Genomic DNA, 10,262 nt, shown 5'->3' with positions numbered 1-10,262 from the left:
CCCCCCCGCCTCCACCGCGATACGCCGATGGCGGGGCGGACGCATCTGCAGCAGGCGCTGCCGATCACGTTCGGGCACAAGGCCGCGATCTGGCTGTCGGCGCTGCAGCGCTCGGCCGAACGGCTCGAACAGGCCAAGCCGCGCGCGCTGCAGGCGCAGCTCGGCGGCGCCGCGGGAACGCTGGCTTCGCTCGGCGATCGCGGCCTCGATGTGCGCGCAGCCTACGCCCGCGCGCTCGGTCTCGCTGAGCCCGACATCACCTGGCACGTCGCGCGCGACGGGCTGGTCGAACTGGTCCAGACGCTGGCCGTGATCTGCGGCGCGCTCGGCAAGATCGGCTACGACGTCATGATCTTGATGGCGACCGAGATCGGCGAAGTATTCGAGCCGTTCTCCTCGCATCGAGGCGCCTCCTCGACCATGCCGCAGAAGCGCAACCCGATCTCCTCGGAAATCCTGCTGGCGAACGCGAAAGCATCGCGCGATGCCGCTTCGCTGATGCTGGACGCCATGGTGCAGGATCTCGAGCGCGCCACCGGACCATGGCATTGCGAATGGCTGGCGTTGCCTCAAGTGTGCCTGCTGACCTCCGGCTCGCTTTCGCAGGCGCAATTCATGCTCTCCGGCCTGATCGTCGAGCCTAGGGCGATGAAGCGAAATCTCGATTCCACGCGCGGCCTTATCGTGGCCGAAGCCGTCATGATGGGCCTTGCGCCCGCGCTCGGCCGGCAGACTGCCCATGACGAGGTCTACGCCGCCTGCCGCGATGCGTTCGAGCGCGGTGATGCGCTGCTCGATGCCCTGCTGCGGCGCCCGGCCATCGCATCCGCACTTCCGCGCGACCGGCTCGCCGCTTTGTGCGAACCGTCCAACTATCTCGGCACCGCGGGCGCAATGGTCGACCGCGTGCTCGCGCGTCACGACAAACGATAGACCAGACAAACAATAGACATTAGGGAGGATTGATTCATGGCGTCCCGCACGCTCGATCGCCGCGCCGTCACGTTCGGCCTGGCTGGTGCCCTCTGCATGCCTTCAATCCTGCGCGCGCAGTCAAACTATCCAGATCGACCGATCAACGTCATCGTGCCGTTTGCGGCGGGCGGGCCGACCGATGCGATCGCGCGCATCTACGCCGAATTCCTTTCGCGCGATCTCGGGCAGACGCTGGTGATCGAAAACGTCGCCGGCGCCGGCGGCACGATCGGCTCGACCAGAGCCGCGCGCGCGACGCCCGACGGCTACACGATCCAGATCGGCCAGGCCGGCACGCACGTGTCGAGCGTCGGCCTTTATAAGAACCTGAAGTACAATCCCATTACGGACTACGAGCATCTCGGACTGCTCGGCGATCTCCCGCAGGTGCTGATCGTCAAGCGCGACCTTCCGCCTGATAATTTCAAGGCGTTCGTCGACTATGTCCGCGCCAATGAATCAAAGCTCAATGTCGGCACCGCCGGTCCCGGCTCGTCGGCGCATATGGGCGCCGCCATGCTGAACGTGCGACTCGGCACCAAGGTCAATCTGGTCTCCTATCGGGGCACGGGCCCCGCGATGAACGATCTGATCGCGGGCCAGATCGACTACATGGTCGAAGTGTCACTCACCGCGCTGGCCCAGATTCAGGCCAAGACCGTGCGGCCGCTGGCGGTGTTCCGCTCGGCGCGCATTTCCACCCTGCCCGACCTGCCCGCTACCAACGAGTTCGGCGTCGACGGCCTCGACTTCCCGGTCTGGCTCGGATTCCTCGCGCCCAAGGGCACGCCGCAACCGATCGTGGAGCGGCTCAATGCCTCGATCCGCAAGGCGACGCAGGACGCAACCCTGCGCGCCCGCCTCGCCCCGCTCGGCCTCGAAATGCCTGACGATGCGACCAACACGCCAGCCGGCTTCCGCGCCTACGTCCAGTCGGAAATCGACCGCTGGGTGCCGCTGATCCACAAGGCCGGGCTGGCGATCGATTGATGGACGCCTGTAGCCCGGATGAGCGAAGCGACATCCGGGAAAGCTTTATCCGCGGAGAGACTGTTCCCGGATATCGCTCCGCTCATCCGGGCTACGATTTCGTCATTCTACTATTGCTGTTCGGCCGGCAATCGCCGAAGCGCCCAGCCATCGCCGAAACGCACGAGCATCGCATCGCAGTTGTTGTCGGGACATTTTTGTCCGTTGCCAGCGGGATACACGCGCAGCGCGATATGGTCGTTGTCGATCCAGCGCTCGAGGCGCCATTCGTGAGGCTCGCTATCGGTGTTGGCATGCTCCCACTCCAGCGACAGCGAACCGTTTGCATTTGAGCCAACGGCGAGATCATTGGGCCCGCCATAGGCAAGATCATTGTCGATGACGACAAACCTCGATCCATCCGGCGAAAAATGCGGCGAGCCTGAAAAACGCAGGACATTTCCCGTCCGAGCGCTGAGAAGTTCGAAGCTGCTTCCTTCGTAATACCCGATCACGATCGAATAGACATGCGCCTCGGCATGATACGCAGCAAGCCGATAGCTGATGCAATTGTTTGCGTCGTCCTCCTGACAGGCCTTGGAATTATCGCGGTACGTCTTGGACGCGCCGTTTTCGAGCCGCAGCGTCAGCAGATCGCCCTCACGGCTCGCGAGTTTTCCGAACTCGCGCAAGCAGGCAGCTTCCAGGACATCCGCTTTCTGGTCCTCGATATCGACGCCGCAGGTCGCGGTCGCCGCATTCGCGCCGGCCTGAGCGGCGGCGTGGCTGGGCAAAAGGAGCAACAGACATCCTGCAACCAGCACATGAATCATTCGAACGAGCATATGGATCAGTCGATTTCCTGGCACCCACCAACGGATGTGCTTGCTATCTTCAGTTGATGCCCTGATATCACACATGTCGCTCATTTGGCACTTCCGGGACGTGCGGACGCCATTTTCCCATTGCTGGCCCAAGGCGATACGATAGCTTATCCGGGGACATGGGCAGGCAATGAAAGCAGGCGGCGAAACAACCAGATCGAAGAGCCGCGCAGCGATCACGGCAAAACGCGGCCGTGCGCCGAAGGGGGTGCGCGTCGAGAGCCTGGCAAAACCGAAAGCCGCAAAAGTCAAAAATCCCGCCAGGACGGAAATTGAACAGCTTACCCTCGAACTGCAGGAAGCCAGGGAGCGGCAAGCGGCGATGGCCGAGGTCTTGAGCCTCATCTCGGATTCTCCGACCGGCATCCAGCCGGTGTTCGACCGGATCGTCAAGAACGCCGCGCGGCTGTGCCAGAGCGTGCTGAGCGCCGTCTACCGCCGCGAAGGAGATCATGTCCACCTGGTCGCCTACGATCAGTTCTCCGCGGAATCGGTGGCCGCGGTGCGCAAGGCCTACCCTGCCCCGCTGACCAGCAAGAACCTGATCTCGGTCGCCATCCGCGAGCGCCGCGTCGTGCATGAGCCAGACGTGCTGGTTTCCGGCGGCTACAGCGGCCTGCAGAAAACATCGGGCTATCGCAGCATCCTCGTCGTGCCGATGCTGCGTGACGACGTCGCGATCGGCGCCATTGCGGTGATGCGGCTCGAGCCGCAATTATTTGCCAAGGCGCAGGTCGAGCTCTTGAAAACCTTTGCCGGTCAGGCGGTCATCGCCATCGAAAACACGCGGCTGTTCGCCGAGGTCCAGGAACGCACCACGCAACTGTCGCAATCGCTGGAAGATCTCCACGCCGCGCAGGACAGTCTGGTGCAGACCGAGAAACTGGCTGCGCTCGGGAGGCTGGTGGCGGGCGTGGCGCACGAACTCAACACGCCCGTCGGCACCAGTCTCACGGTCGCCTCGGCCTTCATCAACAAGGCCGATCGATTTGAGGCCGATGTCGCCATCGGCGACGTGCGCCGGTCGAGCCTGACCGAGTTCATTGCGGCAAGCCGCGAGGCGGCCTCGCAAGTCATGATCAACCTCAATCACGCGATCGATCTGATACAGTCGTTCAAGCAGGTTGCGACCGATCGCAACGTTTCGGACCGCAGAGGCTTTAATCTCGCCGAAGTGACCGAGCAGGTCGTCAAGGGACTACGGTTCGGGCTGCGCAGAAATCTCGTGGTCAACGTCGCATGCGAGCCTGATCTCGCCATGAACAGCTATCCCGGCCCGTACGGCCAGGTGCTGACCAACCTGGTTATCAATTCCGCGGTGCACGCCTATCCGGACGGCGCGCGCGGCGCCGTGCATATTGCGGCCCAGGCGTCGGGCAAGCACAACGTCGAAGTGCTGTTCTCGGACGACGGCTGCGGCATGAGCCCGGAGATCAGGCGCCAGGTGTTCGATCCTTTTTTCACGACCCGGCGCGACCAGGGCAGCACCGGCCTCGGCCTGCACATCGTCCACAACATCGTGACCAATCGCTTAGGGGGCCGGATCAATCTGGAAACCAGGCCCGGCGCCGGAACGAAGATCCGGATCATCGTGCCGCGCGAAGCGCCGCTAGCCGCGGAGTGACGCGAAGGGCCGGTTGCTCTCCCGGTCACAAGCGCTGGACAATGTTCGCTTCTAGTTGCCCTGACAAGATTGCTGACTGGGCTCGCGACCCTTCGCAAGGTCAGCTTCAAGTTCCGAGATGATGACGTGTATCAGTCCCGCAGCTAGTGGATCGGTAACTTCTCCTTCCAGAACCCGATAGCGCGCGATCTCGGTTTCTAGCTCTTTGAACTGGCGCTCTGTCATGACGCTTGCCCTCTGGCAAACCGACGCTTAGCCGGCCGAATTGTTTCGCAAGAATTTTCAGATAATTTTCTATGGTTTCTATCTTGTGAATCCGCGCCCAGCCTGCTGCGGGATCAGCACGCCTATGAGACGTTTTGAAGGCGCTCGCTTACCGACTTTGAGTTCCCTGGTTTAAACGCCAACTGCCGATCGTTACCCGGGGTCCTACGGAGGCTCTCGGCGCTGCGATTGGCAGCACCTTTGCCGTACATCTGCATGCGCCGCGAGCGCGTCCCAAATCAGATCAGCGCAAAGGCGATCAATGACAATTTCGCATCTACTTCAGACACTCCGGGGCACGGCAGCGGCGAACCGGTCGCAAATGGCGAGACTGATCGAAAGCCTCACGCGCTCGGTCGAACTGCTTACCGTCGACATCGAATACGACGAAGCCCGCGCGGGTGTTTATGATCTATCGGCCGTAACCTATCCGGTGTTGGCGCGAAGCCTGAAGGTCCGGAAGGACAACATCCGGATCACCATTGCTTCGCTGGAGGCGCAGCTCCACGCAACCGAGGCGGCATAGCGGCCTGCGCCAGGGCGCCGCTCGTTTCCGGGCCAAAATGAATCCACCGCGCCGCCAGATTTGAGCCGCATTCTGACCTAGGTCGCGGCCAAAGCTCGTTGCGCTGGGGGCGCAACACCGGGTTGCTGCCATGTCCGGCTATTTGCGATTTTGCTTCGCTGCATCCGCCCTTGTCGCAGGTCTCTCGACATCGCCTGCGTCTTCGAATCCTATTGCCGACTTTTTCAATTTCTCTCCCCGGCAGACCACCGCGCCCGCTCCCGCGGAAGCGGAAGAAGAGTGCTTGTCGCGGCCCGGCAAGTCGACGACGGCCGGCCAGCACTGGGTCTACCGGTTCGACGGTCGCCGCAAATGCTGGTTCCAGACCGATGAGGCGACGGTGGTGAAGAAGCAGGTTCGTCATCGCGCCGCGAAGTCTCGTGTCACCGCTTCCGAGGAGAACGAGGCCGATAGACGCAAGCGCAAGGCGGCCGCGGATGCGCGAGCGGAGTTGCTGCGCTCCGCACCGGCGGAAACCTCTCCGCCGACGCCGCTCGCACCCAAGCTGAAGGTGGCTGATGCCGCTTCCGTCCCTGCGGGCGCCGCAGCCCTCGCCAATGGCGTGGCCAATCAGCTCACGCTTGACCCATCCGCATCGCGCCAGGTCGACGTGGAGACGCTTCTGTCAGCCGCGCCGGCTGCCGGCGACGCGGTTGCCGCCTCCGTCCCTTCGGCGGCGCCCGTCGCCTTTCCCGCCGAGGCAGCCGATGACGGCCGCAGTTGGACGGCAACGTGGCTTGGCGTGCTGCTGATGGCGCTGGGCCTCGTCTCGGTCCTGGCCTCGAGCAGGACTCTTCGGGAGGCCATGCTGTTGCGCGATTTGATGCGAGGAAGAGTCGGCGCCCAATGGGGTCACGAGCCCCAGTTCGAAGGCGGGCGAATGACCTCCGGTCTACGCCGATAAGCACACTGTTCCAGAGCCAAGCGCGTAGCCTTGGATGAGCGAGGCGGGATCCGGCGGACAGTCCGCGGATAAGATTTTCCCGGATATTGCGGAGCCTGTCATCGGGCGCACATTCGCGCGACCCGTTGGCTCATCCGGGCTACGGACCGTCATTCCGGAGAACTACGGAGGCTCTCGGCCCCCCGATTGGCACCGCCTTTGCTGTACATCTGAATGCGCCGCGAGCGCGTCCCAAACCAGATCAGCGCAGAGGCTACCAATGACAACTTCGCATCTACTTCAGACACTCCGGGGTACGGCAGCGGTGAACCGGTCGCAAATGGCGAGACTGATCGAAAGCCTCTCGCGTTCGGTCGAGCTGCTCAGCATCGAAATAGAGCACGAGGAAGCCCGCACGGGTGTTTATAATCTGTCGGCCGTAACCTATCCGGTGTTGGCGCGCAGTCTGCGAGCCCGGAAGCACAACCTTCGGATCACCATTGCGTCGCTAGAGGCGCAGTTCCACGCAACCGAGGCGGCCTAGTGGCAGTCGCAGCGGAGCCCGACCAGTTTGGCAGGCGGTTCAATTCTGTGACTGGGCTATCGGCCCGGCGCTCTCGCGAGGGTTGGAGGCGACCTGTGGCAGGGCCAGGGTGAAGGCATCGACCAGCCGGCGCCGCCAGGGTTGCGTCAGCATCGATAGCTTGCCTTCGAGCAGAGCCGCCCTTTCCCGGGCCCCCACGCTTTCCGTGCTGACCTTGAGCAGTTCAGCCAGCAGCTTGTTGGTGCGCTCGCATTCTCTCTCGAAGTCGGCCCGATGGCCGCTGGCAATCACCTTCATCTCCGCCAGCTCGGTCTGCAAGCTCTCGATTCGCTGTTTAAGCGCGCTGACCACCTGTTGACCGGGCGGCGTTTGTGGCTGACGGGGTGTTGGGGAATGACTGAATTCGCTGAGATCGACCTGAACCAGCGTCTTGCCGTCGTTGGAGCGGGAGCGCGGCCATCGGTGTCGTTTCACCAGGGCACGCGCGGCCTCTGGCGAAACCGTAAGCCTTTCGCCCAGTTCGGCATACGTCAGCATCTCGACGGGCATGATTTTGCTCCCGTTTGGCCGGACGGTCACCACCCGGATACAGCTAAATCGTATCCATCTATGGTTAAGGGGTGGTTTACCGCCCGGAGCCCTGACGCAGCGGGCTGGGGCGGTCCGGTCCGTAGCCCGGATGAGCGAAGCGAGATCCGGGACAGTCTCTGCGCGAATAAGGTTCCCGGATAACGCTCCGCTCATCCGGGCTACGCACTTCGTCACTCCGGGATGCGTGGGTATCACACAGGCCCGGAATGACAGCGGGGCGGGCTAGCCGCCGTTTCCGTTCTCGCCGTTCTCGTCTTCGGAAATATGCTCGACCGACACCACGTGCTCGTCCTCGGCAGTATCGAACACGATGACGCCCTGCGTCGAGCGGCCGGCGATGCGGATGCCCTCGACCGGACAGCGAATCAACTGGCCCTTGTCGGTGACCAGCATGATCTGGTCGCTTTCCTCGACCGGGAATGAAGCCACCAGCTTGCCGTTGCGGTTGTTGACGCTCATCGCGACGATGCCTTTGCCGCCGCGGCCGGTGGTGCGGTACTCGTAGGACGAGGTCCGCTTGCCGTAGCCGTTGACGGAGACCGTGAGCACCACCTGCTCCTGCGCCGACATTTCGGCGTAACGCTCCTGCGAGAGCTGGAGCGAGCCTGACGTCTCCTCGCCTTCCGCATCGACGGGTTCTTCCGCAGCGGTTTCGCCGGCGACCGCGCGGCGCATCTTGAGGTAGGCCGAACGCTCGTCGGAAGTGGCCTCGACGTGGCGCAGGATCGCCAGCGAGATCAGCTTGTCGCCCTCCGCCAGCGCAATGCCGCGCACGCCCATCGAGGTGCGGCCGGTGAAGACGCGCACGTCGGTAACAGGGAAGCGGATGCACTGGCCGCCGGCCGCCGTCAGCAGCACGTCGTCATGCTCGGTGCAGATCTGGACGTCGACGATCGAATCGCCCTCCCCGAGCTTCATGGCGATGATGCCGGAGCGGCGGACATCGACGAAGTCGGACAGCTTGTTGCGGCGGACGGTGCCGCCTGTGGTGGCGAACATCACGTCGAGATTGGCCCAGGAGGATTCATCCTCCGGCAGCGGCATGATGGTGGTGATCCGCTCGCCCTGCTCCAGCGGCAGGATGTTGATCATCGCCTTGCCGCGCGCATTCGGCGCCGCGATTGGCAGCCGCCAGACCTTTTCCTTGTAGACCTGGCCGCGCGAGGAGAAGAACAGCACCGGCGTATGGGTCGAGGCCACGAACAGGCGGCTGACGAAATCCTCGTCGCGGGTCTGCATGCCGGCGCGGCCCTTGCCGCCGCGACGCTGCGCCCGATAAGTCGAGAGCGGCACGCGCTTGACGTAGCCGGCGTGTGAGACCGTAACCACCATGTCCTCGCGCTGGATCAGGTCCTCGTCCTCGACCTCGCCTTCCTGCTCGACAATCACCGTCCTGCGCGGGGTGGCGAACTCGTCCTTCACCGCGGCGAGCTCGTCCTTGATGATCGCCTGCACGCGCGCGCGCGAACGCAGGATTTCGAGGTAGTCGGCGATTTCCACCGCGAGCTTGTCGAGCTCTTCGGAAATTTCCTCGCGGCCGAGCGCGGTCAGACGCTGCAGGCGCAAATCGAGAATGGCCCTGGCCTGCTCCAGCGACAACCGCGCGGTGCCGTCGGGCGCCATGCGGTGACGCGGGTCGTCGATCAGCCGGATCATCGCCTCGACGTCCTTTGCCGGCCAGTCTCGCGACATCAAGATGTCGCGCGCCGTGTTCGGATCGGGCGAGGTTCGGATCACGCGAATGATCTCGTCGATATTGGCGACCGCAATGGCAAGGCCGACCAGGATATGGGCGCGGTCGCGGGCCTTATTCAGCAGGAACTTGGTGCGCCGCGTGACGACCTGTTCGCGGAACGCTATGAACAGCGTCAGCAGGTCCTTCAAATTCATCAACTGCGGACGGCCACCGTCGAGCGCCACCATGTTGGCGCCGAAATTGGTCTGCAGCGGCGTGAAGCGATAGAGCTGGTTCAGCACCACGTCAGGCACCGCATCGCGCTTCAATTCGACGACGACGCGGAATCCGTCGCGGTCGGATTCGTCGCGCAGGTCGGAAATGCCCTCGATCTTCTTCTCGCGCACCAGTTCGGCGATGCGCTCGACCATGGTGGCCTTGTTCACCTGATAGGGAATTTCGGTAACGATGATCGCCTCGCGATCCTTGCGGATGGTGTCGATCGTCACCTTGCCGCGCATCACGATCGAGCCGCGGCCGAGATGATAGGCCGAGCGGATGCCCTGGCGTCCGAGGATGATGCCACCGGTCGGGAAGTCCGGGCCCGGCACGATGTTAATGAGGTCGTCGATGGTGAGCGCGGGATTGTCGATCAGCGCCACGCAGGCGTCGATGACTTCGCCGAGATTGTGCGGCGGAATGTTGGTCGCCATGCCGACCGCGATGCCGCCGGCGCCGTTGACCAGGAGATTCGGGAATTTTGCCGGCAGGACCGACGGCTCTTTTTCGGAAGAGTCGTAGTTCGGCTGGAAGTCGACGGTATCCTTGTCGATGTCGTCGAGCAGCGTCTGCGCGATCTTGGTGAGGCGGGATTCGGTGTAGCGCATGGCCGCTGCCATATCGCCGTCCACCGAGCCGAAATTGCCCTGCCCGTCGATCAGCGGCACGCGCATGGAGAAATCCTGCGCCATGCGCACCAGCGCGTCGTAGACCGACTGGTCACCGTGGGGATGGTACTTACCGATGACGTCGCCGACCGTGCGCGCCGACTTGCGGTACGGCTTGTTCCACTCAAAACCGTTCTCGTGCATCGCGTAGAGAATGCGCCGATGCACCGGCTTCAATCCGTCGCGCGCATCCGGCAGCGCACGCGCCACGATCACGCTCATGGCGTAATCGAGGTAGGAGCGTTTCATCTCGTCGAGGATGGAAACGGGACGGATATCGGAATGCTCCGGCGGCTCGCCGGGCTTGTCGTCTTCGTTGTCGGACAAAGGGGGAATCCAGT

10 protein-coding genes are annotated in these 10,262 nt (G+C 63.3%); 6 read left to right on the top strand and 4 right to left on the bottom strand.

Annotation, left to right across the window (positions count from 1 at the left end; genetic code table 11):
* Positions 1-933, top strand: a 933-nt coding sequence (locus tag CQ12_RS41545) for a class-II fumarase/aspartase family protein (RefSeq protein ID WP_083519700.1), incomplete at its 5' end; no start/stop codon positions are given.
* 36 nt (positions 934-969) lie between these two features.
* The gene (locus CQ12_RS40270; protein WP_057840773.1) at positions 970-1,965 is read left to right on the top strand and encodes a Bug family tripartite tricarboxylate transporter substrate binding protein; all 996 of its coding nucleotides are present in this window, start codon (positions 970-972) and stop codon (positions 1,963-1,965) included.
* Between the two features lie 110 nt (positions 1,966-2,075).
* Here the strand turns inward: CQ12_RS40270 and CQ12_RS40265 are convergent, their stop codons facing one another.
* Positions 2,076-3,173 carry a hypothetical protein gene (locus CQ12_RS40265; protein WP_198164399.1) on the bottom strand — a complete coding sequence of 366 codons (1,098 nt, stop codon included), beginning with the start codon at positions 3,171-3,173 and terminating at the stop codon, positions 2,076-2,078.
* On the opposite strand from CQ12_RS40265, the gene CQ12_RS47870 reads away from it, so the two are divergent.
* Positions 3,151-4,452 carry an ATP-binding protein gene (locus tag CQ12_RS47870; protein ID WP_430642308.1) on the top strand — a complete coding sequence of 434 codons (1,302 nt, stop codon included), beginning with the start codon at positions 3,151-3,153 and terminating at the stop codon, positions 4,450-4,452. The two genes, CQ12_RS40265 and CQ12_RS47870, sit on opposite strands and share 23 nt — an antisense overlap.
* A 51-nt stretch (positions 4,453-4,503) precedes the next feature.
* Here the strand turns inward: CQ12_RS47870 and CQ12_RS45580 are convergent, their stop codons facing one another.
* Entirely contained in the window at positions 4,504-4,677 is a 174-nt protein-coding gene (locus CQ12_RS45580) for a hypothetical protein (RefSeq protein ID WP_198164398.1), read from the bottom strand.
* Positions 4,678-5,038: 361 nt separating this feature from the next.
* On the opposite strand from CQ12_RS45580, the gene CQ12_RS40255 reads away from it, so the two are divergent.
* From CQ12_RS40255 to CQ12_RS40245, 3 genes are all read left to right on the top strand, one after another.
* A complete protein-coding gene (locus CQ12_RS40255; RefSeq protein ID WP_057840770.1) occupies positions 5,039-5,242 on the top strand; it encodes a hypothetical protein in 204 nt (67 codons plus the stop codon).
* A gap of 283 nt (positions 5,243-5,525) precedes the next feature.
* Positions 5,526-6,185 carry a hypothetical protein gene (locus CQ12_RS40250; RefSeq protein ID WP_198164397.1) on the top strand — a complete coding sequence of 220 codons (660 nt, stop codon included), beginning with the start codon at positions 5,526-5,528 and terminating at the stop codon, positions 6,183-6,185.
* A gap of 319 nt (positions 6,186-6,504) precedes the next feature.
* Positions 6,505-6,708: a hypothetical protein gene (locus CQ12_RS40245; RefSeq protein ID WP_057840769.1), complete on the top strand. Its 204-nt coding sequence runs from the start codon at positions 6,505-6,507 to the stop codon at positions 6,706-6,708.
* Between the two features lie 39 nt (positions 6,709-6,747).
* Here the strand turns inward: CQ12_RS40245 and CQ12_RS40240 are convergent, their stop codons facing one another.
* On the bottom strand, positions 6,748-7,257 hold the full coding sequence (locus CQ12_RS40240) for a hypothetical protein (protein ID WP_157088786.1): 510 nt from the start codon (positions 7,255-7,257) through the stop codon (positions 6,748-6,750).
* A gap of 264 nt (positions 7,258-7,521) precedes the next feature.
* Complete coding sequence (gene gyrA, locus CQ12_RS40235; protein WP_057840767.1) at positions 7,522-10,248, bottom strand: DNA gyrase subunit A; 2,727 nt, start codon at positions 10,246-10,248, stop codon at positions 7,522-7,524.
* Positions 10,249-10,262: the final 14 nt, after the last annotated feature.

The sequence above is a fragment of the Bradyrhizobium jicamae genome, assembly GCF_001440395.1.
GTDB lineage: Bacteria > Pseudomonadota > Alphaproteobacteria > Rhizobiales > Xanthobacteraceae > Bradyrhizobium > Bradyrhizobium jicamae.
Note: the sequence above shows the minus strand (reverse complement) of the source record. Positions and strands in the feature narration are given on the sequence as shown.

Excerpts from the sequence above, each read along its gene's own strand:
- CQ12_RS47870 (WP_430642308.1), top strand. The coding sequence starts at position 3,151 with ATGGCCGAGGTCTTGAGCCTCATCTCGGATTCTCCGACCGGCATCCAG.
- CQ12_RS45580 (WP_198164398.1), bottom strand. The coding sequence starts at position 4,677 with ATGACAGAGCGCCAGTTCAAAGAGCTAGAAACCGAGATCGCGCGCTAT.
- CQ12_RS40245 (WP_057840769.1), top strand. The coding sequence starts at position 6,505 with ATGGCGAGACTGATCGAAAGCCTCTCGCGTTCGGTCGAGCTGCTCAGC.
- CQ12_RS40240 (WP_157088786.1), bottom strand. The coding sequence starts at position 7,257 with ATGCCCGTCGAGATGCTGACGTATGCCGAACTGGGCGAAAGGCTTACG.
- CQ12_RS40255 (WP_057840770.1), top strand. The coding sequence starts at position 5,039 with ATGGCGAGACTGATCGAAAGCCTCACGCGCTCGGTCGAACTGCTTACC.
- CQ12_RS40265 (WP_198164399.1), bottom strand. The coding sequence starts at position 3,173 with ATGAGGCTCAAGACCTCGGCCATCGCCGCTTGCCGCTCCCTGGCTTCC.
- CQ12_RS40270 (WP_057840773.1), top strand. The coding sequence starts at position 970 with ATGGCGTCCCGCACGCTCGATCGCCGCGCCGTCACGTTCGGCCTGGCT.